The 22,205-nt window shown below is 44.9% G+C and carries 27 protein-coding genes; 12 read left to right on the top strand and 15 right to left on the bottom strand.

The window, feature by feature from the left end:
* The first annotated feature begins 14 nt into the window (after window positions 1–14).
* Entirely contained in the window at window positions 15–230 is a 216-nt protein-coding gene (locus OW491_RS02080) for a SlyX family protein (RefSeq protein ID WP_075178551.1), read from the top strand.
* Between the two features lie 14 nt (window positions 231–244).
* Window positions 245–2,536, top strand: a complete 2,292-nt coding sequence (locus tag OW491_RS02075) for a 1-acyl-sn-glycerol-3-phosphate acyltransferase (RefSeq protein ID WP_290034492.1) — start codon at window positions 245–247, stop codon at window positions 2,534–2,536.
* Between the two features lie 141 nt (window positions 2,537–2,677).
* Here the strand turns inward: OW491_RS02075 and OW491_RS02070 are convergent, their stop codons facing one another.
* Window positions 2,678–3,478, bottom strand: a complete 801-nt coding sequence (locus OW491_RS02070; protein WP_075172966.1) for a class I SAM-dependent methyltransferase — start codon at window positions 3,476–3,478, stop codon at window positions 2,678–2,680.
* 171 nt (window positions 3,479–3,649) lie between these two features.
* On the opposite strand from OW491_RS02070, the gene OW491_RS02065 reads away from it, so the two are divergent.
* Window positions 3,650–3,871, top strand: coding sequence for a penicillin-binding protein (locus OW491_RS02065; protein WP_075178552.1), 222 nt, complete (start codon window positions 3,650–3,652; stop codon window positions 3,869–3,871).
* A gap of 69 nt (window positions 3,872–3,940) precedes the next feature.
* Here the strand turns inward: OW491_RS02065 and OW491_RS02060 are convergent, their stop codons facing one another.
* The 4 genes from OW491_RS02060 to mpl all read right to left on the bottom strand — a co-directional run bounded on the left by OW491_RS02060 (window position 3,941) and on the right by mpl (window position 7,550).
* On the bottom strand, window positions 3,941–4,741 hold the full coding sequence (locus OW491_RS02060; protein WP_075172968.1) for an undecaprenyl-diphosphate phosphatase: 801 nt from the start codon (window positions 4,739–4,741) through the stop codon (window positions 3,941–3,943).
* A complete protein-coding gene (tsaB, locus tag OW491_RS02055; RefSeq protein WP_290034491.1) occupies window positions 4,742–5,443 on the bottom strand; it encodes a tRNA (adenosine(37)-N6)-threonylcarbamoyltransferase complex dimerization subunit type 1 TsaB in 702 nt (233 codons plus the stop codon).
* Between the two features lie 76 nt (window positions 5,444–5,519).
* Window positions 5,520–6,152: a flavin prenyltransferase UbiX gene (locus tag OW491_RS02050; RefSeq protein ID WP_178969193.1), complete on the bottom strand. Its 633-nt coding sequence runs from the start codon at window positions 6,150–6,152 to the stop codon at window positions 5,520–5,522.
* Window positions 6,153–6,182: 30 nt separating this feature from the next.
* Entirely contained in the window at window positions 6,183–7,550 is a 1,368-nt protein-coding gene (mpl, locus tag OW491_RS02045; protein WP_290034490.1) for a UDP-N-acetylmuramate:L-alanyl-gamma-D-glutamyl-meso-diaminopimelate ligase, read from the bottom strand.
* A 156-nt stretch (window positions 7,551–7,706) separates the two neighbouring features.
* Here mpl and OW491_RS02040 point away from each other — a divergent pair, with 156 nt between their 5' ends.
* From OW491_RS02040 to OW491_RS02025, 4 genes are all read left to right on the top strand, one after another.
* Entirely contained in the window at window positions 7,707–8,693 is a 987-nt protein-coding gene (locus OW491_RS02040; RefSeq protein ID WP_075172972.1) for a class 1 fructose-bisphosphatase, read from the top strand.
* 95 nt (window positions 8,694–8,788) lie between these two features.
* Window positions 8,789–9,322, top strand: coding sequence for an inorganic diphosphatase (ppa, locus tag OW491_RS02035; protein WP_075172973.1), 534 nt, complete (start codon window positions 8,789–8,791; stop codon window positions 9,320–9,322).
* A 105-nt stretch (window positions 9,323–9,427) separates the two neighbouring features.
* Window positions 9,428–9,784 carry an antibiotic biosynthesis monooxygenase gene (locus OW491_RS02030; protein ID WP_075172974.1) on the top strand — a complete coding sequence of 119 codons (357 nt, stop codon included), beginning with the start codon at window positions 9,428–9,430 and terminating at the stop codon, window positions 9,782–9,784.
* A gap of 334 nt (window positions 9,785–10,118) precedes the next feature.
* A complete protein-coding gene (locus OW491_RS02025) occupies window positions 10,119–10,676 on the top strand; it encodes a hypothetical protein (protein WP_075178554.1) in 558 nt (185 codons plus the stop codon).
* Window positions 10,677–10,760: 84 nt separating this feature from the next.
* Here OW491_RS02025 and OW491_RS02020 read toward each other — a convergent pair whose 3' ends face one another.
* Window positions 10,761–11,642, bottom strand: coding sequence for a LysR substrate-binding domain-containing protein (locus OW491_RS02020; RefSeq protein ID WP_075172976.1), 882 nt, complete (start codon window positions 11,640–11,642; stop codon window positions 10,761–10,763).
* 152 nt (window positions 11,643–11,794) lie between these two features.
* Between OW491_RS02020 and OW491_RS02015 the strand changes: the two genes are divergently transcribed.
* Window positions 11,795–12,454 (top strand): glutathione S-transferase family protein, encoded by a 660-nt coding sequence (locus OW491_RS02015; protein WP_290034489.1) that lies wholly within the window; start codon window positions 11,795–11,797, stop codon window positions 12,452–12,454.
* Between the two features lie 72 nt (window positions 12,455–12,526).
* Here the strand turns inward: OW491_RS02015 and OW491_RS02010 are convergent, their stop codons facing one another.
* Window positions 12,527–13,471, bottom strand: a complete 945-nt coding sequence (locus tag OW491_RS02010; RefSeq protein ID WP_290034488.1) for a DMT family transporter — start codon at window positions 13,469–13,471, stop codon at window positions 12,527–12,529.
* 103 nt (window positions 13,472–13,574) lie between these two features.
* On the opposite strand from OW491_RS02010, the gene OW491_RS02005 reads away from it, so the two are divergent.
* Window positions 13,575–14,366 carry a helix-turn-helix transcriptional regulator gene (locus OW491_RS02005; protein ID WP_290034487.1) on the top strand — a complete coding sequence of 264 codons (792 nt, stop codon included), beginning with the start codon at window positions 13,575–13,577 and terminating at the stop codon, window positions 14,364–14,366.
* A gap of 42 nt (window positions 14,367–14,408) precedes the next feature.
* On the top strand, window positions 14,409–15,389 hold the full coding sequence (locus OW491_RS02000) for a nucleoside recognition domain-containing protein (RefSeq protein WP_290034486.1): 981 nt from the start codon (window positions 14,409–14,411) through the stop codon (window positions 15,387–15,389).
* Between the two features lie 12 nt (window positions 15,390–15,401).
* Here OW491_RS02000 and OW491_RS01995 read toward each other — a convergent pair whose 3' ends face one another.
* From OW491_RS01995 to OW491_RS01975, 5 genes are all read right to left on the bottom strand, one after another.
* Window positions 15,402–15,731 (bottom strand): antibiotic biosynthesis monooxygenase, encoded by a 330-nt coding sequence (locus tag OW491_RS01995; RefSeq protein WP_246283253.1) that lies wholly within the window; start codon window positions 15,729–15,731, stop codon window positions 15,402–15,404.
* A gap of 90 nt (window positions 15,732–15,821) precedes the next feature.
* A complete protein-coding gene (locus tag OW491_RS01990; RefSeq protein ID WP_290034485.1) occupies window positions 15,822–15,962 on the bottom strand; it encodes a hypothetical protein in 141 nt (46 codons plus the stop codon).
* Between the two features lie 388 nt (window positions 15,963–16,350).
* On the bottom strand, window positions 16,351–16,653 hold the full coding sequence (locus OW491_RS01985) for a hypothetical protein (RefSeq protein ID WP_290034484.1): 303 nt from the start codon (window positions 16,651–16,653) through the stop codon (window positions 16,351–16,353).
* Window positions 16,654–16,694: 41 nt separating this feature from the next.
* On the bottom strand, window positions 16,695–17,189 hold the full coding sequence (locus OW491_RS01980; RefSeq protein WP_290034483.1) for a hypothetical protein: 495 nt from the start codon (window positions 17,187–17,189) through the stop codon (window positions 16,695–16,697).
* Window positions 17,190–17,249: 60 nt separating this feature from the next.
* Entirely contained in the window at window positions 17,250–17,549 is a 300-nt protein-coding gene (locus OW491_RS01975) for a hypothetical protein (protein ID WP_075172983.1), read from the bottom strand.
* 293 nt (window positions 17,550–17,842) lie between these two features.
* Between OW491_RS01975 and OW491_RS01970 the strand changes: the two genes are divergently transcribed.
* On the top strand, window positions 17,843–18,511 hold the full coding sequence (locus tag OW491_RS01970) for a DUF502 domain-containing protein (RefSeq protein ID WP_215152458.1): 669 nt from the start codon (window positions 17,843–17,845) through the stop codon (window positions 18,509–18,511).
* A 119-nt stretch (window positions 18,512–18,630) separates the two neighbouring features.
* On the opposite strand, the gene OW491_RS01965 is transcribed toward OW491_RS01970, so the two are convergent.
* Both OW491_RS01965 and upp read right to left on the bottom strand, forming a co-directional pair.
* Complete coding sequence (locus OW491_RS01965) at window positions 18,631–19,920, bottom strand: uracil-xanthine permease family protein (protein ID WP_075172985.1); 1,290 nt, start codon at window positions 19,918–19,920, stop codon at window positions 18,631–18,633.
* Between the two features lie 57 nt (window positions 19,921–19,977).
* Complete coding sequence (upp, locus tag OW491_RS01960; protein WP_075172986.1) at window positions 19,978–20,604, bottom strand: uracil phosphoribosyltransferase; 627 nt, start codon at window positions 20,602–20,604, stop codon at window positions 19,978–19,980.
* Window positions 20,605–20,799: 195 nt separating this feature from the next.
* Here upp and OW491_RS01955 point away from each other — a divergent pair, with 195 nt between their 5' ends.
* The gene (locus OW491_RS01955) at window positions 20,800–21,360 is read left to right on the top strand and encodes a hypoxanthine-guanine phosphoribosyltransferase (RefSeq protein WP_075178559.1); all 561 of its coding nucleotides are present in this window, start codon (window positions 20,800–20,802) and stop codon (window positions 21,358–21,360) included.
* A 76-nt stretch (window positions 21,361–21,436) separates the two neighbouring features.
* Here OW491_RS01955 and OW491_RS01950 read toward each other — a convergent pair whose 3' ends face one another.
* On the bottom strand, window positions 21,437–22,204 hold the full coding sequence (locus tag OW491_RS01950) for a ParA family protein (RefSeq protein WP_075172988.1): 768 nt from the start codon (window positions 22,202–22,204) through the stop codon (window positions 21,437–21,439).
* Window position 22,205 lies beyond the last annotated feature (1 nt).

Raw genomic sequence — 22,205 nt, 5'->3', positions numbered from 1 at the left:
ATACGGCCATTAAAATGCCAGAAAATGATCAAGAACAACGTATTTCGGATTTAGAAATGCGCGTAGCTTTTCAAGAAGATACACTCGACAAACTTAGCGATGTGATTGCCGAGCAAGATCGTATAATTATTGATCTGCGCCGAGCTATCACTCTCTTGAATGACCAACTCAAAAAAGTGGATACTCGGCAAGACCTTCCATCAGATGAGCCGCCACCACCGCACTATTAAGCAGGTTAACCATTATGCATTTGGTTAAGAATATCAGAAAGTTAGCCATTCACCTGTGGATAAAAACTAACGTCCAAGGGGCCGCATTATTGCAGCCGGATAAACAACGCCTTTATATTTTGCAATCGGGCAGGCCTTCGCATCGTTTACTGCTGCGCAAACATTTGAAGCTCAACTCAAATAAAGTGCCTAACGCGCGTATTTTATCCTTACATGACTTACCGAGCTTACTCAAACGCCTAGAATCACAAGTTGAGAAACTCAGTTTTGATCCTATGGCGCCTGATATCCAGTTAATACCGGTATCGATTTACCATGGTCGCCTTCCCGAGCGGATTAACCTAACACCGCTACAACGCTTAAATCGCTGGTTGCAACGTGAAAACAGCCTAATAGGCCATTGCTTTCAGATTTTGCTCAATGGTCGGCAAACCTTGTTACAACTCGACCAACCTTTATCGCTTAAAGATGAAATACACCGACACCCGCATCAGCCTGCAGGCGTGATTGCCCACCAAATACAGCAAGCATTAGACGCTCACTTTACTAAAAGACGTATAGCCATTAGAGGCCCAGAACTCTCAGGCCGCGAAACCATGCTCAACACCGTGATTAATGCGCCACAAATACGTCAACAAATCGCTCTAATAGCCACCAACACTGGACAGCTCGTTGACGAAGTAGAAAACCAAGCACGACGCAAGCTCGATGGCATAGCGGCTAATCTAAGCCCTTCTACCGCCAAAGTTCTAGAGCCTCTGTTAAGCTTTTTATGGCGAAAAGTTTACAACCGAGTGCATATTCAAGGCACGGAACAACTGCAAGCCTGCGCAGCTAACCACCAGCTTGTGTACCTCCCCTGCCATAAAAGCCATATGGACTACCTCATGCTGTCTTGGGCTTTATATAAACACGGCCTTATGATTCCTCATGTGGCCGCTGGCGAAAATTTAAACGTCCCGGTGTTAGGCAGTATTTTAAAACGCGGTGGTGCCATTTTTATGCGACGCCGTTTTAAAGGGAGTGATTTATACCCGCATTTGTTCAAAGAATACCTTGCCTACATGGCCAACAGAGGGCACTCGCTAGAATACTTCATTGAGGGAGGCCGAAGCCGAACAGGCAGATTACTGCCAGCTAAAACAGGCCTGTTATCGATGACAATTGAAAATTTTGCAAAGTCACCTGACAAGCCCGTAGCGTTAGTACCCGTATGGATTAGTTACGACAAATTAGTGGAAAGCGATACTTACCAACGTGAACTCGATGGTGCTGAAAAAAGTGGTGAATCTTTCCTTGGTGCCATTAAAACCTTACGCAAGTTTAGTCACAAATTTGGCGAAGCAGCGCTGAGTTTTGGGGACCCCATCCTGCTAGAGCAAGCAATTGATACAACCAACGCCATTCGCCCCCAAATCGATACGCTTGGTTTCCAAGTTTTGCAGCATATCAACAGTGCTTTGTACGCTAACCAAACCGCACTGATTGCTACCGTGCTTTTAACAGAATCAAAACTATCACTACCGCGCTCACGGCTCATAGCAAGTATTGAGCAGCTTATCTGTGTGCTTCGTAAACTACCCAATGCGCCACGCCAACTAGCGCAAGGCGATATTAATGAATGGATTGATTTAGCCGTTGAGCGCAATCAATTAACAGCTGACCAGCACATCATTAGCCTAAATGAAGCCCAAGCGCGAGAAATGAGTTTTTACCGCAACCAATTACATTCGTTAACCGTCCTTGCTGGTTGTTATGTAATGCTCGTTAAACGTTACGAAAAGCCTACGCCACAAAACATGCCGCGGCTGTTACAAACTCTTTACCCCTACCTACGGGCAGAATTGTTCTTACCGTGGAAACAAAATCAGACCACACCTGCGTTTAGGGAGCTACGTATTGGACTCGAAGAAAACCAATTGCTGACTCGCGAAGACACGCACCTTAAAGTGGTCGATTCGCATATTAACCGGGTATTGATCCGTACTGCAGAACCTATTCTGATTCGTTATTTTATTGTATTTAGGCTATTGACGGACACAGGGCTATCAACTGATGACTTGATTAGTGAAAGCCAACGTATTGCGCTTAGCATACATCACCACTTTGGTTTTCATTCACCCGAGTATAGTGATGCTAAAATGTTGCAGCTTTTCATTGACCAACTTTTCGAACAAGAAGTACTCACAAAAGCCGATGATATAGTCATGCTGCATGATGACAGTAAGGCATTTATTCGCCGCGCGCGCCAGTTCCTATCAAGCAGCTTAGTGACGTTAGTAGAACGGGAACTACACCGCTATTAACGCTTACCGTTAATAAAGGAGAATGAGGCATTCAACACGATCAAATTACGAGCTACTATCAAATTACGAGCTACTACCAAATTACGTAGCTCGTTTCTATAAACACCACACGCTGTTGGCGCTATAGGCTTTAACAAATGCTTAAGCCAGTTTGCTCAGTGCGTAAATATCGTAACGACTCGATTTACCTTCTAACTGATAACTCGGCTTTCGTTCATTAATAGTGGGGGATTTACGTGGCCGCTTCACAACCACACGGGCAATAGCCTTTTCAATGGCCGCTTCTAGTAAGCCCGAAGCATCGTGATCGTCGCCCACCACATCGCGAAAGATCCGCATCTCCTTCTTTACTAAAGCTGTTTTGTCCGTATGAGGAAACATAGGATCCAGATAGATAACCTGAGGCCTTTGGGCCTGATTCATCTGTGTTATGTACTCGATCGCATTGGCCTGCTGCAGCGACATACGCTGAGCAATATCAGCAACTTCTTCATCTTGCAGGGCGCGCGCCAAACCATCCGCCAACAGTGCGTGAACGACTGGCGAACGCTCTGTCATCGTCACTTCACACCCTAGCGTAGCTAGCACAAAGCTATCCTTGCCTAAGCCTGCTGTCGCATCTAAGACGGTTGGGCGCACCCCACCTTTGATACCCACAGCCTTTGCAATCATCTGTCCGCTGCCGCCACCAAATTTGCGCCGATGCGCCACAGCGCCTGTTACAAAATCCGCCCACACAGGGCCCGGAGCTTTCTTGCCCGTTTGTTGTAATTTAAAGCCCTCAAACGTAACCCATAATAACAATGGGTCAACGGCTTGTTTAACATCACTGACCACACCAACATACGTTAACTGCAATGCGCTAGCTAATTCTTGGGCTGTTTTCTGTAACACGGAATCTACCGCAGCCACCACTGGCTGGCCACTGAACTCATCACCCATATACTAGGCCTTATACATTAGAAAAAATTGAATATACGATAGCAAAAAAAGCAATTTAAGGCTTTTGCCTTAGCCATTTACCCCCAGATTTAACAAAAATAGGTATGATAGTGGCCAGAAAATATCACGCCATACAACGAAGACGCCCAATGGGCCAATGATGAGGTAACTATGAGCGAAAAAATGAACGAAAGCGCGTTAATAGCACTAAAAATTGCGTTTAGTTATATGCCCAAAGCAATCGAGGTTACCAAGTACGAATACGGGGATCGTTATCAAAAAGTCCTAGACCATATTGAAGCCGTCCGAGAAACCCTACTGATAAACGATGTTGATCCCGACGAAGTTGATGGTGATATCAACCCCGAAAGCACGCCTAACTCTTCTTATTAGTTAATAATAAGAATTAGCTGCGCCCTCCCCCACAGCTCTGATAAAAGCAGCGTGGGGGAGCGATTCAATTCAAGCAAAAAAGTAAACGCCTAAGAGCAACACACCTAGAGCGAAGCGGTAAATAACAAACGGTAACATACCAATTTGGTTCAGCCATTTTAAAAACAAGTAAATACAGGTAAGTGCGCTAATCGCTGATAAAACAACGCCCCCCAACACATATTCCCATTGCGCTGTTGTTCCCGTTTGCCACAATTCCAGACCTTTGTAGCTACCCGCTGCCATAATGATAGGGATTGATAACAGGAAAGAAAAACGAGCAGCGGCCTGACGAGTAAAGCCCAACATTAATGCGGCGGTCATCGTTATACCCGAGCGAGACGTCCCTGGGATAATCGCAACGGCTTGCGCAATACCAATCCACATAGCTTGCTTAAACGTGATATTTTCAAGTGGTTCCACTTCGGTACGTGTGCTGTCGGCATACCACAGAAGCGCACCAAAAATCAGCGTTGTACCGGCGATCACTAAAATGGAGCGCCCATACGCATCAATCCAGTCATTAATTAAAAAGCCAAAAATTAGCGCCGGCACCGTGGCAAAAATAACAAACCAAGCGATACGCCCATCAGCCGAATTTTCGCCCTTAAATGAAGCAAAAAAAGCCTTAATCATCGACCAAATATCCTGACGGAAATAAAAGACAACCGCGGCTAATGTGCCCACATGAACACCCACATCAAATGCCAACCCTTGATCTTCCCAACCCAGCAGTTGAGACGGCAGAATAAGGTGAGCTGAGCTTGATATCGGCAAAAACTCCGTTAAGCCTTGAATTAATGCCAATACGACCGTCTGAAACCAATCCATCTATTGTTGATCCTTCTTTTTCCATGCGACATCATCGCGTAAGTACACTGGCAACGCCTCTTCAGGCGCTACCGCTTTTCCCTGCTTCCAATCAGCGACAGCTATACGCACCATATCCGCAGCACTGGGGTACACGTCTTTCTCAATCTGGGTGACAGCATCTGTCAATTCAGATGACATATCTTCTTTGTAGCACCAGCCCGACCCTGCCCCTAACCATGATGAAGCGTCAGCGAGACTTTTAGCGTGGGGTAAACGCACATTGGCAGGAGCATCCACTCGTTCCTCCCCAATCAATTGAGGCAATCCATCGACCTCCTGATAAGCGCCCCAATAAACTTCATTCATGCGCGCATCCAATACAGAAACAACCTGTGGGTAGCCTTTGCGGTGCTGAGCTAAGGCCAACGCCGCCAAAGTGGATACCGGAAGCAATGCAATCCCTGCACCAAAAGCAAGGCCTTGCGCCACCCCTGTCGCAATACGAATACCCGCAAACGAACCAGGACCACGCCCAAAGGCAATTGCATCAAGATCATTCACTGTTATAGAAGACGCCTTCAACAATGCATCTATCATGGGTAACAGCTCTTTAGTATGTTGACGCGGTATTACACGAAAATCCTCATGGATTTCGCCATCCAGACTCAAGGCAACAGAACAAGCGTCTGTTGACGTATCAAGTGCCAGAATTTTAGCCATTAAAATTGCTCCGTTAGTACAGCCAGTATATTACTCACCCTGCATGACACTTTGCGTACGACAAGGTATGTACATATTAATCAGATGATGAGATTAGAGATTCGCCCCAACGCGGCATCAGGGTTTGCTCAATCCCTATTTGCGACAGGATCCGTGCAACCACAAAATCGACCAGATCTTCAATGCACTTAGGTTGATGATAAAAGCCGGGGCTAGCAGGCAATATTACAGCCCCCATGCGGGTAAGTTTCAGCATATTCTCTAGATGAATCTCAGAATAAGGGGCCTCGCGGGGGACCAAGATTAACTGCCGGCGCTCCTTTAACGCGACATCAGCCGCACGCTCAATAAGGTTGTTACTTGCCCCTGTCGCGATAGCCGATAAGCTACCCGTGCTGCATGGACAAACCACCATAGTTGAAGGCGCGCCTGAACCTGAAGCGACAGGCGCCATCCACTGCTCTCGTGAGAACACCTTAATTTGGTTTGGTTTGGCACTCAGCAACTGCGTAAAAAAGCGCTCTTGCTCTGTACTACCTCCAGGGAGCTGCAAGGTAGTTTCGGTCGCAGTAACCACTTTAGCGGCTTGCGAAATCATCACAAACACCTGCACCTCGGCAGCCACTAAACATTGCAACAGGCGTATCGCATACTGAACACCCGACGCCCCCGTGATTGCTAGCGTTACTCGCTGTTTAAAATCGCTCACATCGTACCTATTAATTATTTAAAGACCACACTAATTAGCCAGCGCATTCAGTATCTTCTGATGAATACCGGCAAAGCCACCATTACTCATAACCACTACTTGAGTACCCGAAGGTAGGCCGGTGCACTGCTGAACAATTGAATCTATGGATTCACAGACGTGTTGGTGGGGATGCCCTTCTATCACATCGTCTAATGACCACCCCATACCTGCAGGTTGATACCAAATAACCTGATCAGCGATGGCGGCCGACTCAGCCAAAAGTGCGCGATGAGCCCCCAAACGCATCGTATTAGAGCGAGGTTCAATCACAGCAACAATCGGCTGTTTACCCACACTCGCGCGTAAGCCTGCAAGCGTAGTTTCAATGGCTGTTGGGTGATGGGCAAAATCGTCATAAACCGTCACGCCCGCCACTTCACCAATTTTTTCCATACGACGTTTCACGCCACCAAATTGACAAAGAGCATCAATAGCATGCTTTGGCAAAACACCAACATGGCGTGCGGCAATAATAGCCATTAATCCGTTTGACACGCTGTGCTGGCCTGTTTGCCCCCAACGTACACAACCTTGAAGCTCTCCTTCAAGGTAAATATTGAATGCACTGCCGTCTTCAGCCACCAGCTCCACATGCCAAGGCGTATCGGTTTGCTTAGAAGATGGGTCTAAGGATGCTTTAACAACTGGCGACCAACACCCCATGGACAATACGTCATCCAACGCAGGCTCAGCGTCCGATAAAATGATCTGCCCATTGGCAGGAATAGTACGTATCAGATGATGAAATTGGCGCTGTATGGCCGCCAAATCAGGAAAAATATCAGCGTGATCATACTCAAGGTTATTCAAAACCACTGTCCGCGGACGATAGTGAACAAACTTTGATCGTTTATCAAAGAAAGCCGTATCGTATTCATCTGCCTCGATGACAAAAAACGGAGATCCGCCTAGACGCGCTGACACTTCAAAATTTTTGGGTACGCCACCAATCAGATAACCTGGCTCCATACCTGCATACTCTAGTATCCAAGTGAGCATAGAGGTTGTCGTGGTTTTACCGTGCGTCCCCGCGATTGCTAGTACCCACTTATCTTGTAAAACATGCTCGCATAACCACTGTGGGCCAGACACATAATGCAAGCCTTGATCTAGCACATACTCAACGGCCGGATTACCACGAGACATGGCATTTCCCACCACGACTAAATCAGGAGCCGGTTGCAGGTGCTCAGCCTGATAGCCTTCCATTAGCTCAATGCCTTGAGCTTCTAACTGCGTACTCATCGGTGGATACACGTTAGCATCGGAACCGGTCACTTTATAACCCAATTCGCGCGCTAATAATGCTAATGACCCCATGAAGGTACCGCAGATTCCCAATATATGAATATGCACCCAACAATCTCCTTAAAACGAATGCCTCCAATAATACCGTCATTGACACAAAACCGCGTGGTTTTATCCCGCATTTTTACCCTAAACCCATGATTTTCGCCCATGAATCACGTAAAATCCTTTCATATCTAATCCCAAACAAAGGTAAAAACCCTCATGCAACTGCTTAGCCAGTTTCTACGTCGTCAAGACACTGATGAAGAATTAATGGATCTAATCACCACTTTAACGGTGGCATGCAAGGAAATCGCATTAAAGTTGAGACAAGGGGCGTTGGCCGGTGTATTAGGCACAACGGACAATACCAACGTGCAGGGGGAGAGCCAGAAAAAGTTAGATATTATTTCTAATGAGATTTTGAAAACCGTTCTACTCAACCACACCTTGGTAGCAGGTGTTGCTTCAGAGGAAGAAAGCTGGCCAGTTCCGGGTAACAAAGATGGCCGTTTCTTAGTTCTCTTTGACCCGCTTGACGGCTCGTCCAATATTGATGTGAACGTGTCTGTTGGTACCATCTTCTCTATCCTAGAAGCCCCTGAAGGCGAAGATTTCAGTACTGAGCAGCCTTACCTTCAATCAGGCCGCAAACAATTGGCGGCTGGATATGTTTTATACGGCCCATCAGCTTTGTTAGTACTCACCACGGGCCAAGGTGTGAATATGTTCACCCTGTCACATACAGGCGATTTCTTGCTAACGCATGAAAATGTCCAAATTCCAGAAGAAACACGTGAGTTTGCTATTAACATGTCAAACCACCGTCACTGGGAACAACCTATGCGTGACTACATTGGCGATGTTTTATTGGGTGCTGATGGCCCTCGAGAAAAGAACTTTAACATGCGTTGGATCGCATCAATGGTCGCCGAAGTTCACCGTGTTCTGACACGCGGTGGTATCTTTGCGTATCCATGGGACGCACGCACGCCTAAGAAGCCTGGCAAACTACGTATCATGTACGAAGGTAACCCAATGAGCATGCTGGTAGAGCAAGCAGGCGGTCTAGCCACAAACTGCTACAAAAACGTAATGGATGTCCAACCAGACGACATCCACGAACGTGTCTCTGTTGCACTGGGCTCTTCTAAAGAAGTAGAGATACTTCTTGAGTACCACAAAAAAGGTGTGAGCAAAGACGACTAATCACCGGTAAGTCGTATTCAAACTATCGGATACGGCTTTTATAATCGGATCAATTCCCTCTTAACTGACCTTTTATTTTAAATAGGAAAATACGCATGAGCTTTGCAAAAGTATCTGCGGGTAAAGACGTCCCGAACGACATCTACGTAATCATCGAAATTCCAGCGGAAAGCTCGCCGGTTAAATACGAGATAGAAAAAGACGAAGACGCTCTTTTTGTTGACCGCTTCATGGCTGCACCTATGTTCTACCCAGCGAACTATGGTTATATCAACAACACATTAGCTGACGACGGCGATGCGGTAGACGTTTTAGTACTAACGCCTTACCCTGTTGTACCGGGTTCTGTGATTCGTTGCCGCCCAATTGGTGTGCTTAACATGACAGACGAAGCCGGTGAAGATGCTAAATTGCTAGCGGTACCGCACGACAAGCTAACTAAGATGTATAAAGACGTAAATGACATCAGTGACTTGCCTGAAATGACATTAGCACGCATCAAGCATTTCTTCGAAAACTACAAAGGTCTAGAAGAAGGCAAGTGGGTTAAGCTAAATGGCTGGGAAGGTGCTGATGCAGCTCGTGCCGCTATTATTGAAGGTGTAAAAGCTTACGAAGCCGCTAAGTAAATTACTGGCGCTTGTTAAAAAAGCCTCCTTCGGGAGGTTTTTTTGTACCCAATAATTAACGCTTGATAACCCCATTAAATGACGCTGACAACTTAAGGATCAAATATGTCTAAAAAAGTATATTGCACAGCTCAATTCCAACCTAAAGCGGGCTTAGAAGATGAAGTGTTCGCCAAACTACAAGCACTAGAGCCAAACGCTCACCGTGAAGATGCCTGTATTTTGTATACAGTGACGCGCCACATCAGTAGTCCATTCGCTGATGGCGATAGCTTTCCCATCGTATTTCATGAAATCTGGGCTGATATGGAAAGCTTTGAAGCTCATTGTCAGCGCGAAGAGATAAAAGCCTTCTTTGCAGAGAACTGTGATGCAGAACATGGACCCATAATTAAGTGGAATGTCACCATTTACAGCGACGAACCCAATAATTTTGACGCTCCAATCATACAAAAAAGTTAAATATTAAGGATTTCTAACGAAATCCTTTTATCCACTAAAAATCTCTCTTACAGTAGAGTAACCTGTTGACTGGGCAATACACGGATGGAGCCCTAAGCGTCTCACTATGGAAGGTAATACAGTGTGCTCTATCCCCTCCCTCGCCGTATCCCTCTGCAGGCTTTTTTAAACTTAAATTCGGGCAATACCCCGCTGTTGTAGCCATTCGGTTAGCACCTTAGACAATCTTATATAGGCAAATAACAATGCGGGTTTCGCATTACAACTCTGCCTAATAGGAAGAGACTAAGCGTGTCTATTGTTTGGACTGCGGTCTGCTCCATAAGGAGAACACATGTTACGGAAACGCTTTATTTCACCCCTATTGATAGGTTTAACCTTATCATCGCTGCCAGCTTTAGCTAATGCGGGGAAAAAACCGATGTGTCACACCTTCGAAGGCACCTTTACGATTGCCGTCGATAATCACTGTGACGTCACGAAACTATCTGGTCGCCGCTACTGGTATCCCGATGTCCAGTTTTTATCAGAAGTAGGTGTACCTGATACGTGCTTTACTGGCTCAGTGACAGGCACATTAGGCGGGCTACCCATGGAGGGCAAAACTTACTCAGGGCAAACCGTCAATAATTTCCCAACTCTTGACCAAAAACAACTCTTTACTGCTATCACAGTATTGGACGCTAAAACGATTCATGGTCATCGTTTAGGAAAAATTATATTTAAAGATACAGGGATAGTAGATTTGACCAACTTTCTTGCAAACGAACAGCTAATCGCAACAGCAGGCACAAATTACTTCCAAAATATCACCGGCAGTATCGCCGCTACGGGCAACGAATTTGCAGGTGCCAACTTAAGCGGGCAATTATGCATAAGCTCTAAAAGATAGTAATTTTCCTCTGAGCTGTTGATCACCCGAAACGCTGCTATGCAGGGCGCAAAGCCCTGCTTTTACTAAAAATTGGCAACGACTCTAACTATTCTGATGCTTTGTTTTATCACGTTGGCGGAAACGCTCACAAAGTTCAGCGGCTTGGCTGACGCCCATCAGCGGATGAGACTTAGGCGCTACCGATAAAACGATATCAACAGCGGGCAATGGCGGTAAGTTATTAGCATCGCTTTGATCTGACGTCAGCTCTACTAAGCCAACAGATAAACTTGAACGAGCCATGGCACTAACCCCCAATCCTTTGCGCAGTAGGTTTTTAATAACTGTTGCACTAGGTGTGGCACAAAATAGCTGAAAAGCCCGTCCCCGTTTTTCTAAACCATCAATACTTGCGCTATGGTACTTACAATCAGCTTCATACAAAATTAGCGGTAATACTGGGCGCTTCAACAACGCTTCAAAGCCACCATGCACCCAAACACCGGTATCATGCTTCAACAAGTAGCCTTCTTCTTTTTCGGGAGACCGCGTTAGAATAGCTAGGTCAAGATCGCCATTATCTAACATCAAACGTAATTGAGTACTACAATCACACACTATTCGGATTGATAATGTAGGCACCAATTCGGTCAGCAAAGCCACTATTTCAGGCAACACAGACTCGGCATAATCATCAGGACAACCTATACGTAAAGCCGGTTGCTGACCGCTATCCACTAGCATCCCTAATGCTTCATCATGCGTGGCAATAATACGACGAGCGTAACTTACTAAAACGCGACCAGAATCCGTTAGCTCTAAGTAACGACCATTTTTACGAAACAGGCTTTGTCCTGATTCGTCTTCTAGTTTTTTCATTTGCATACTAATGGCGCTCTGCGTTCGAAACGTCTGTTTCGCTGCTCTCGTAAAGCTTCCCGTATCAACAAATGCGATATACGCCCTTAGCGCCTCAATATCCAATCGTTAGCCTCCACCACAACCCATTCAAAAATCAAATAGATGCTATTAAAACTATTCGTTAGTCGTTTAACTTACAAGCATACACAATGGCTTTATATTTTTTATCACGCAAGCACATTTCAAGAGCTTTAGACGACACAAGGATATGTAACATGGAACTCATCATTGGTAATAAAAACTATTCATCATGGTCATTGCGCGCTTGGTTTATGCTCGCCAGCTTCAACGTCGACTTTGAAGAGACTGTCCTGCCTTTATTCACAGACGAATTCAGGAACAAAATTACAGCCCTGTCACCTACCGGAAAAGTACCCGCCTTGCAGGACGGCGATCTACAGGTTTGGGATTCACTAGCCATCTGCGAATACGTTAACGACCACTATTTAAATGGAAATGCCTGGCCGCACAATTCTAAATCACGGGCTATTGCACGTGCTATCTGCTGCGAAATGCATGCAGGATTTACAGCGTTGCGCAATGAAATCCCAATGAACTGCCGTGCGACTCGCTATGTTGAACTCTCTGAGCAAGCCCAACAGGATATTGCTCGCATAGATGATCTTTGGGCAGCTCTACGCCAGGAACATAAAGCGGATGGACCTTGGTTGTTTGGTGCATTAAGCATCGCGGATGCTATGTATGCACCCGTTGTATCGCGCTTTAAAACTTACGGCATTCCCCTTTCAGCAGAAAGCCAAGCATACGCTGATCATGTACTTAATTCAGAGACAATGCAGACATGGTACGACGCTGCACTTCAAGAAACGTTGATTGTCAAAGAAGACGAAGCGGGTACTGATATTGTACGTTAACGATTAATCATCTTATAAATAGCCATGCATACCAACCCTCAGTGTGGGAAGCTTGCATGGCTATTTCAAGCATTAAGATTGAATTGATAGCTTAGATTTTCGCTTGTCATAAGCGCTCATAATCATCCCATAAGCACTAACCAAAACCACCCCAAGCAAGACACAAATACTGCCTACAATAAAGCTGGTGGTGAGAGTCTCGCCTAACAGCCATGCTCCCATAATGACACCAATGACGGGTGTCATAAACGAAAGCACACCAATGCGACTCGCTAAGTACTGATTAATAAGCCAGAACCAAATCATCAGCGCTAAGAAAGAAACCATTATCGACTGAAAGCCAATACTCAACAAAGCGGCTACGCTCGGATTAAAATACAATTGATCCAGCGCAACAGCACTGCCAGACAACACTAAACAACCAATCACTAACTGATACATCAAGGTTTGCATCGACGATATTCGTGATAACGATGACACACGGATCACTATCGTGGTTAGTCCCCAAGAAGCACCCGCAAGAATTGCCAAAAAATCACCCCACAATACAGCCTTAGGATCATTATATAAGCGGGTATCCGTTTCTAGAAATGCAATTACGATTCCAATAAAAGCAAGCAGAACACCACCCCACTGCAATGGCGCTAAGCGCTCGGACGGCATCATAAAATGCAAAACCAGCACGGTAAAAATGGGCGATGTGTACAAGAACACAACGGCATGAGCAGCCGAGGTATAACGCAACGCTTCGCCAAGAAACACGTACTCCAGCGAAAACAGCACGCCTACTAAAATCCCAGGCTTCCAGCTTCCTTGAGCAAACACCAAAGGAATACGCCGATAATAAATAACCAAACCCACCAAGACGGCAGCGATACCTGAGCGAATAGCGATCTGTAAGATAGGGGATATGTCAGCCGCAACAAATTTTAATGCTATTTGCTGCAACCCCAGCAACAAACAAAACAGTGTCATCAAACCATACGCTTGACCATCTAACGCTTTACGATTATCCATAAACCACCTCGCTTAAGTGAGCTAGCATTATGGCGCTGTCATTTTTAAGACATATAGCTAGAATAGGACAAAACATAATGCACAATAGACACTCATATCGACAATGACGAAAACTCAGCTCACTTCGCCCCTCTATGGAGATCATCTTCCAGAATCAGCCGTATATAGAAGCGCGGTTGTCCCTGCCAATGCCGCTTACCCAGAACACCAACATGCGTGGGGCGAATTTGTCTATTCGTACAGCGGTGTTATGGAGGTTAAAGTGGGGAAAGACCTATATCTTATCCCGCCCCAATACGGTTTTTGGCTACCGGAAGGCGTACGACATCAAGGACTCAATCGCTATGAAGCTCATCACTGTTCCTTATATATCAGTCGGGATCTATTAAACGATATGCCAACCACGTGCTGTGCCTTATCTATCTCTAATTTACTTCGTAACTTATTAGAACACTTACTAGAAACGTCGCCTACACTACCGTATTCTGAGAAAGTTAGGCGCTTCATCTCGGTTATTGTGGATCAGTTATCAGAAGCGCCTCAAATGGGTAGCTACTTGCCAAGCACAAATGATCCGGCTTTATCGACCGTATTAACCTATTTAGAAAACCATCCAGACGCCAATGACACGCTGCACACATTAGCCACCTTGGCCAACACTACCGAGCGTACGCTATCTAGGCGTGCACAACGCGATTTAGGCATGCCCCTTGGTGAATGGCGCAACCGTTTACGTGTCATCAAGGCGATGGGAAAGTTAGAAGCGGGGCTGACTGTAGAAAATATTGCATTAGATTTAGGTTACGCGAGCGCATCAGCGTTTATTGCAATGTTTAAACGGCAAACACAAACAACACCCGATGAATATCGCAAAGTCGTTCAAGGTAATGAATGAGCATTATAATAGCGTTTTATTAACCGTAGCTACGAGCACCAAATGGCCAATTTTCAGCAGTTTTTCTACCAACTTGTCCGCGAAATTTTTACGGTATCGACCACGTTATTCAAAGTGCTGATCCCAGCTATTATTTGTGTAAAAATTTTAGAAGAGCTAGGGCTAGTATATTATATTGGTCTAGCCATCTCCCCTCTCATGCAATGGGTTGGTTTGCCTGAGAGCATGGGGTTAGTGTGGGCCACGACCATTTTTACCAACATCTATGCGGGCTTAATCATATTAGCCAACACGCCGTTAGACACCCCGTTAACAATTGCACAAGTTTCGATACTAGGCACCATGATGCTGCTAGCCCACGCTTTACCGGTTGAAGCGGCCATTGCACGCAAAGCAGGCATCAGCTTGTGGATAACACTCCTAGTGCGAGTCGGTGGTGGGTTATTGCTAGGTATTTTGTTAAATGTGCTTTACAGCAGTGGGGATTACTTCGCCACACCAGCCCATAGCTTGCTACACTTTGAAGTATCTACCGATACCAGTCTAGTGGGATGGGCAAAAGACCAGATCGTCGGCTTATTTATCATTCTGGCAGTCATTTCCGTGCTTCTATTCACTCTAAAAATTCTACGTATTCTGCGTATCGAAAAACTCATCGCTATTGCGCTACGCCCCTTCTTAAAAGTGCTCGGAATAAGCCAACAAGCGACCAGTCTTACACTAATAGGCATTACATTAGGCTTATCATTTGGAGGAGGACTACTTATTAATGAAGCACAAAACGGGAAAATAGCGGCCAGAGATGTATTCACGTCAATAATGCTACTGAACTTACTGCATAGTCTTATTGAGGACACCCTACTCATTCTGATGATAGGTGCTGATTTTTATACGATTTTTTGGGGAAGGCTCATTTTCGCGGTCTCTGTCATTTTTATTATGACACGGCTTTTAGACTTGTTGAGCGAGGAAAATCGGCAGCGCTTTTTCTATCGGTCAGTTGTTAAAAACTCTCCCGGATAAGAACAGTAAGCTCTAAAACTTAGGTTCGGCTCGGTATTGCCTAACAACCTCTGTTACCTCTACGGAATATTCTTTATACCAACGGTTACGCCCTAACCGTTGTGCCTGTTTATGTTCACTATCGGCATGCCAAGCTTTAACGTGTTCATGTGATGGCCAATACGAAACAGCCACTTCTTGATCACCTTCGGTCACGGCATAAAAATCTAAACAGCCATAGTGATCAAACGCCAGTTGTCGCATTTTTGCGGCCATTATTTGATAATCTTCGTCTAAAAATTGTATTTTGGCTCGAAAGATCACAGCAACCATTCTGATCTCTTTATCAGATGAAGTGCCCATAATAACTATTAACCTTTGGATTATTTAGCGGTTAGTAACTCGCTTGTTAAGAGTTTACTCGCCTATAGTGTTTGCAATAGCCACCTGAAATTAGACAGTTAAAGCAACCCAAGCGGCGGCGGCAACCCAAAGCATGCCTTTAGCGAAAAAGAACACAAAGCTCGCACTAGCGGCTTTTTTCCAATTCATTTTTTGTACCCAAATTGGCAACTTAGATATTCTTGATTGCATCGCAACAACCCCTTCTTTCAAAAATGAAAATACTGAAACTAGCAGCTCAAGTAATTTCAATATTCACCGAGCAAAATACATGTTCGGTACTAGTACTATATTGTAGACGTTAATTGTCCAAGCTCTTCTGCTCGCTCGCATCAGAGGCCAGTAAGGACCTATGGACTAGCGCAACAGCTTACTTATTAGACATCATAGGGGAATATGACGATTTAACAAAATAACAATTCACAAGAACAGTGATAGTGTAAAACTATAAGAAATTAATTTCTCAGCAGTTTCACATTAAGAAAGGAAAGCATTAGCATGCCGAATTAAAGGGAAGCAATAAGGAAATAGAGCCCGCATAGTGGCGCATAGTGGCAATAACAAGCCAGCATTTGGCTGATTATTCACGATTAAGCCACTTGAGCAATTGGCTACGTACACTCGTAATTAACAGTGTTTTTACAATCCCCATTAAAGCGCTCGATTGCTTAGGCTGCTCAGCATTTTGAGAAGACTCAAATGCCGGAACTTTCGTTAAAAATCCAATACCAAATGTAATAAATAAGTTTTGGGGCTTAACCATTTTTCGCTCTACGCTACTCACCCAGTCGGTTTTCATTCCAGACGCGATTTGCCGCTTCATCATGGCATGACTTGCATGATGTTTTACGCTTTTTTCAAGGCTAGACAGTGATTCGTCCATTGTATTCCTCTCTAATATTAAGCTGTATCTACAGCCTGACCTTATGCATCCTTATCCATTGCTGAGCTTTGGGTATGCTTGGACGACAACTGGCTCAACGTATTGTTAAATGACAAGTGCGTCGAAGTTTTAAGGAACCATCTCCATAGAACAAAAGCACTGCACAACAAGACGACAGCGGTTATCAAAAGAACAGCAGGCAGGGAGACCCCTGCCTGCCATATCCATACTGAGAGGGAAGCTATGCCGAGTATCCACGCCGACACTAATAAAATGGAGATACTACAAGCTAACGCTAGCATTCTCATCGCGGAACGAACCACTAACTTCGCTTCTAACTGCGCAAGATTAAGAACTTCTGTTCCCCAAGATCTATAGGCTGTAACCACATCTGAAAGCGAACTCCCTTCAAAAGTAGACTGTAGCTCTTCTTCGCTTGTGCGATCACTACCAGACTGAGAGGGTTCGCCCTGCTGGGGTAAACTTTGGTCCTGACTTTGAGTTTTAGCTATATAGGGTTCTGCGTGTGGTGACATGCTGCATCCTCAGACGGAAACTTCAATAAACAGGAACAGTGGACTGCTCTGTGCTGTGGATTACTTTTTACCTAACAAGGAAGCAACCACCGCTCCGGCTAGGAAAGCAATACCAACCGTTTTTAATGGATTTTCACGTGCATAATCACCCACAGCGCTAGACACTTGAGAAGAACGCGCTTTAGCTGTTTCTGCAATTTGATGTGCTTGCGCTGACAGTTCTTCTGCTACTACATGTAATTTTTCTTCACCGGCACCCGCGGCTGAAGCGGCGCGATCAACGGCCCCATGCGCTTTAGTGGCAACTTTATCAATTGTGTTATGAGCTTGTACTTCTTCAACATTTTTTGCAGTAGACATGATGTTTCTCCTAGTGATACAAAATAAAACGTTTTTTAAGGCTCAAAGTGAGCCAATAGATACAACCAGTAAACTTAGTAGCAATGTTGCAACCCGCATGCCAAGTCCGTAAGGCATTGATATAAAAGAAGTTCGAGAAAATAACTTCAATTACCCAATCCACTTTCGTGTTAAAACTTCATAGGGAGGATGCAATTTTTTCAATCGCCCTACTTTGTATTCGACTCATTCCAAGAACTTCCTCAACTATGAAGGGATAAGGTATGCTGTCAGCTTCACATTGAGGAAATTTAATGAAACGCACACTAAAACTCGTCCTACAAGGATTAGTAGCTGTCTTACCGCTTGTTTTGACTGCCTACTGCATTATTTGGTTCATCACCTTCCTCGAAGATAGTACCCAACAGCTATTATTATTTATCCTTCCTGATGGTGCCGACATTCCACCGGGTATGGGTATTATTGCTGGCTTATTTCTGCTGTTCTTTGTCGGCTTAATGGTTAATACCTACGGCATGCAGTACTTAATGCGCCTAGGTAGCCAGATCATGGAAAGCATTCCACTGGTCAAATCAGTCTATGGGGCAATACAGGACATTATTTCAGTCTTCAACCTGAGCGGTAAAAAAGACATGAAAAGTGTAGTTAGTGTCGATGTTAATGGAATGCAGTTAATAGGTTTTATAACGGGCGAGGAAGCCGGTAAAGATTTATTCAAAGATGAAGGCCGCGTGGGAGTATACCTACCAATGAGCTACCAAATTGGGGGCTTCACGGTATACATTGAAAAAGAGCGTTTAACCTATCTTGATATCAGCGTAGAGCAGGCCATGCGTATTGCCATAACAGGTGGTGTGCAATCACATAAAGAAGAGGAAGAAGACCTCATTAATCCACTAACCCAGTTCATCCAAGGCCATACGCACAAAAAAGATGAAACGGGCGAATCTTCTAAAAAATAGACTAGTAACAAACCCTAACCCCGCTACTAGACTGATAGTGCAAGAACATGCTCAGCAAATACGACTTTAACCGGCCGTATCTGCTGAGTGAGTAAAGAATCAATCAGACCGTGCAACGTCTAACGAGCATGATCAATTAAATCATCAACCACGGCTTTTTCTTCGTGCAAATCGCTAGGCGTATTACTTTTTTCTTCCGGTAATACCGCATTTAAGAAGATGGCCACTATTCCGCACAAGCTGATCCCTTGAAGGCTAAACTCGCCGTTACCGACCGTCATACCGCCAATACCAAAGACCAATGTAGTAGCAACAATCACTAGATTTCGCGATTGGGCTAAATCCACACGTGCTTTTATTAAGGTATTAAGACCAACCGTGGCAATAGAGCCAAACAACAAGATCATAATGCCCCCCATAACAGGGGTGGGAATCGTTTGTAAAACAGCCCCAAACTTAGAAACCCAAGCCAACAAAATTGCAAAAATGGCAGCCCACGTCATCACAATTGGATTAAACGCTTTCGTTAACATCACAGCGCCTGTCACTTCCGAATACGTGGTATTGGGTGGCCCACCAAAGGCACCCGCTGCAAACGTTGCCAACCCATCACCAAAGAGTGTGCGATGTAAGCCTGGTTTTTTAATGAAGTCTTTGTTCGTAATATTGCTGATCGCTAAAATATCACCCACATGCTCAATGGCCGGAGCGATAGCCACAGGGATCATGAACAAGATCGCTTGCCAATTAAACGTAGGGAATACAAAATCAGGCACAGCAAACCATGACGCCTCACCAATAGGCGCTGTAGACACCATCCCCATGCTAGCTGCCACTATCATTCCCACGGCGACACCGAACAATATTGGTATCAGCCGAAACACTCCACGAGCAAAGACAGCCGCTAAAAGTGTTGCCAGCAAAGCCGACATCGATACTATTAACGCATCAACATACGGAAATAGCTCGGCCGAACCATCACCTGTTTTACCTAATGCCATATTAACCGCAACAGGGGCTAAACCAAGACCAATCACCATAATGACAGGTCCTGTCACAAGAGGCGGCATTAACCTATGGAGAAAACCTACTCCATTAAACTTAACAAACACGCCTAACAACATATACACAACACCAGCAGCCATTAAGCCACCTAAGGTGTCTGAAACACCCCAAGTTTGTGTGCTGTATAAAATAGGAGCTATAAAGGCAAAAGAAGAGGCCAAAAAGATAGGAACAGAACGATGTGTGACCCACTGAAACAGTAGCGTGCCCACACCCGCGGTAAATAGAGCCACACTAGGGTTTAGGCCGGTTAAGAGTGGGACCAAAACGAGTGCTCCGAATGCTACAAAAAGCATTTGGGCACCAGAGAGCATCGACTTCAAGAACGAGTCGGTTGATAACATGAAAAAACCTTACTTTAAAATAGAGCCAATGGAAGACAGCAGCTAACCCGTAGTTGATTAGCGCGTACCAAAAATCTTATCACCCGCATCGCCTAAACCAGGCATAATATAGCCCTGCTCATTTAAGTGGCTATCGACAGATGCCGTATAGATATCCACATCGGGATGAGCACTCGTTACTTTATCAAGCCCTTCAGGTGCAGCAACCAACACTAAAGCACGAATATCAGTACAACCAGCGGCCTTAAGCATCTCGATGGTAGCAATCATTGAACCGCCCGTAGCCAACATGGGGTCAACAATTAACGCCATACGCTCTTCGATGTCGTGCGCTAATTTTTCAAAATAAGGGACAGGCTCAAGCGTTTCTTCATCTCGATAGAGGCCTACAACACTAATTTTTGCACTAGGTACCAAATCTAGCACTCCATCTAACATACCAATACCTGCACGCAAGATAGGGACTACCGTAAATTTTTTACCCTTAATACGCTCACCTTCAATTGTGCCGCACCAACCTTCAATTTCATAACTCTCAAGCTCTAAATCTTTGGTTGCCTCGTACGTCAACAAAGCCCCTACTTCAGCCGCTAACTGTCGAAAGCTTCGGGTACTTTTTGACGCTTCTCGCATAATGCTCAGTTTATGTCGAACTAACGGGTGCTTGATCTCTTTTACGCTCATAAATAATGTCCTAATAGATAGGGCTTCCGACCTGCCCGTTTTGCCATTCATCTCAGACGAAAGAGTAACGAAACCTGACTCAAATGTCATGATTTCACGACAAGCACTTGCCCTTTATCAGAGGCAGACGTATCGTTTCGGTTTTAAAAACCATTAAAAACAGCTAAACGACTGTACAAGCTGTACGAGAGAACTATGTCGCAGACAGATATTGAGCATATCAAACAAGTGTATGCAGAAGCCGATTTGCTTTTTACACCCGCCGAAATCGAAGCCGCAATTACTACTATGGCCCAAGCCATTACTCAAGACATGCGTGATGCCAACCCTGTAGTTTTTTCAGTAATGAATGGGGGGCTTGTGATCGCTGGTCAGTTACTGACCAAATTAGACTTCCCGTTAGAGGCCAGTTATTTACACGCTACTCGCTACCGTAACAGCACATCAGGCCATGGTTTAGAGTGGAAAGTGGCTCCGATGATCGACTTTAAAGATAGGCCAGTGCTCATCATTGATGACATTCTTGACGAAGGCCACACACTGGTTGAAATTGTAGAGCATTGCAAAGCAGAGGGAGCCGCTAGCGTTAAAACGGCTGTCTTAGTCAACAAACTACATGATAGAAAAGCTCGCCCTGATTTGCAGGCTGATTTTGTAGGCCTAGAAGTTATCGATCGCTACATCTTTGGCTTTGGTATGGACTACCATGGCTACTGGAGAAATGCAGACGGTATCTATGCCGTTAAAGGGATGTAAAAAATCATATGTTCATTAAAAACGGAGCGATAGGCTCCGTTTTTTTATAGTGAGTCACGCGCAATTGAGCAAGCGCTTAGTCACGATGAAGCTCGTCAAATAAATCAATAAATTCTAACGTTAGCTTATGGTTGGGAGCCAAATGAATAAGCGGCTTTGATACGTTATGCGATTCTTTCATTTTCACTGAAGACGATATTTTAGCGCTCAATACCGGTAATGAATCAGCCTCTAGTTCTGCTACTATTTTCTTAGGTAAAGAAGCACGAGGCTGGTATTGATTCACCACGATTCCCTCAATGCTCAGACCTTCATTATGATCCATTTTGGTTTCGTTAATATTGTCCATCAACGAGTAAAGTGCATGACGAGCAAACTCGTCACAATCAAACGGAATCAAGCAGCGCTGCGCAGCCACAAGCGCTGATAGGGTAAAAAAGTTAAACGCTGGCGGCGTATCAATATAAATAGCGTCATAATCGGTCAGCTGATCCAAAGCCTCTTTTAACTTGTAAATTTTATGCTTGGTCTCTAGCCGGGTTTGTAAGTCTGCGACATCAGGGTTTGCCGGTAACAAAAACAAATTGTTGTAAGGCGTTTCATGAATAAAAGCCTCAGGCCCTTGCGGTTTCAACTGAAAAGTCAGTGTCTGCTCAAAAAACGCTTTGATGTCTTTATCTAGCTGGTCACTCCCTTCCCCATAGATATATTGAGTTGAGTTACACTGGGGATCTAAATCGATCAGTAAGGTTTTTAAGCCTCGCTGAGCGCTGATCGCTGCGAGATTTGAAGCAATACTGGACTTACCTACACCGCCTTTTTGATTAAAAACCACACGCTTCATC

It is taken from the genome of Neptunomonas sp. CHC150 (assembly GCF_030397555.1).
In the GTDB taxonomy this organism is placed as follows: Bacteria; Pseudomonadota; Gammaproteobacteria; order Pseudomonadales; family Balneatricaceae; genus Neptunomonas; species Neptunomonas phycophila.
The sequence above is the reverse complement of the archived record's forward strand: the minus strand, read 5'-3'. Positions and strand labels throughout refer to the sequence as shown.

What these genes read in the sequence shown, in the direction of transcription:
- OW491_RS02080 (WP_075178551.1), top strand. Translation starts at nt 15, where the DNA reads ATGCCAGAAAATGATCAAGAACAACGTATTTCGGATTTAGAAATGCGC.
- OW491_RS02075 (WP_290034492.1), top strand. Translation starts at nt 245, where the DNA reads ATGCATTTGGTTAAGAATATCAGAAAGTTAGCCATTCACCTGTGGATA.
- OW491_RS02070 (WP_075172966.1), bottom strand. Translation starts at nt 3,478, where the DNA reads ATGGGTGATGAGTTCAGTGGCCAGCCAGTGGTGGCTGCGGTAGATTCC.
- OW491_RS02065 (WP_075178552.1), top strand. Translation starts at nt 3,650, where the DNA reads ATGAGCGAAAAAATGAACGAAAGCGCGTTAATAGCACTAAAAATTGCG.
- OW491_RS02060 (WP_075172968.1), bottom strand. Translation starts at nt 4,741, where the DNA reads ATGGATTGGTTTCAGACGGTCGTATTGGCATTAATTCAAGGCTTAACG.
- tsaB (WP_290034491.1), bottom strand. Translation starts at nt 5,443, where the DNA reads ATGGCTAAAATTCTGGCACTTGATACGTCAACAGACGCTTGTTCTGTT.
- OW491_RS02040 (WP_075172972.1), top strand. Translation starts at nt 7,707, where the DNA reads ATGCAACTGCTTAGCCAGTTTCTACGTCGTCAAGACACTGATGAAGAA.
- ppa (WP_075172973.1), top strand. Translation starts at nt 8,789, where the DNA reads ATGAGCTTTGCAAAAGTATCTGCGGGTAAAGACGTCCCGAACGACATC.
- OW491_RS02030 (WP_075172974.1), top strand. Translation starts at nt 9,428, where the DNA reads ATGTCTAAAAAAGTATATTGCACAGCTCAATTCCAACCTAAAGCGGGC.
- OW491_RS02025 (WP_075178554.1), top strand. Translation starts at nt 10,119, where the DNA reads ATGTTACGGAAACGCTTTATTTCACCCCTATTGATAGGTTTAACCTTA.
- OW491_RS02015 (WP_290034489.1), top strand. Translation starts at nt 11,795, where the DNA reads ATGGAACTCATCATTGGTAATAAAAACTATTCATCATGGTCATTGCGC.
- OW491_RS02010 (WP_290034488.1), bottom strand. Translation starts at nt 13,471, where the DNA reads ATGGATAATCGTAAAGCGTTAGATGGTCAAGCGTATGGTTTGATGACA.
- OW491_RS02005 (WP_290034487.1), top strand. Translation starts at nt 13,575, where the DNA reads ATGACGAAAACTCAGCTCACTTCGCCCCTCTATGGAGATCATCTTCCA.
- OW491_RS02000 (WP_290034486.1), top strand. Translation starts at nt 14,409, where the DNA reads ATGGCCAATTTTCAGCAGTTTTTCTACCAACTTGTCCGCGAAATTTTT.
- OW491_RS01995 (WP_246283253.1), bottom strand. Translation starts at nt 15,731, where the DNA reads ATGGGCACTTCATCTGATAAAGAGATCAGAATGGTTGCTGTGATCTTT.
- OW491_RS01990 (WP_290034485.1), bottom strand. Translation starts at nt 15,962, where the DNA reads ATGCAATCAAGAATATCTAAGTTGCCAATTTGGGTACAAAAAATGAAT.
- OW491_RS01985 (WP_290034484.1), bottom strand. Translation starts at nt 16,653, where the DNA reads ATGGACGAATCACTGTCTAGCCTTGAAAAAAGCGTAAAACATCATGCA.
- OW491_RS01980 (WP_290034483.1), bottom strand. Translation starts at nt 17,189, where the DNA reads ATGTCACCACACGCAGAACCCTATATAGCTAAAACTCAAAGTCAGGAC.
- OW491_RS01975 (WP_075172983.1), bottom strand. Translation starts at nt 17,549, where the DNA reads ATGTCTACTGCAAAAAATGTTGAAGAAGTACAAGCTCATAACACAATT.
- OW491_RS01970 (WP_215152458.1), top strand. Translation starts at nt 17,843, where the DNA reads ATGAAACGCACACTAAAACTCGTCCTACAAGGATTAGTAGCTGTCTTA.
- OW491_RS01965 (WP_075172985.1), bottom strand. Translation starts at nt 19,920, where the DNA reads ATGTTATCAACCGACTCGTTCTTGAAGTCGATGCTCTCTGGTGCCCAA.
- upp (WP_075172986.1), bottom strand. Translation starts at nt 20,604, where the DNA reads ATGAGCGTAAAAGAGATCAAGCACCCGTTAGTTCGACATAAACTGAGC.
- OW491_RS01955 (WP_075178559.1), top strand. Translation starts at nt 20,800, where the DNA reads ATGTCGCAGACAGATATTGAGCATATCAAACAAGTGTATGCAGAAGCC.
- OW491_RS01950 (WP_075172988.1), bottom strand. Translation starts at nt 22,204, where the DNA reads ATGAAGCGTGTGGTTTTTAATCAAAAAGGCGGTGTAGGTAAGTCCAGT.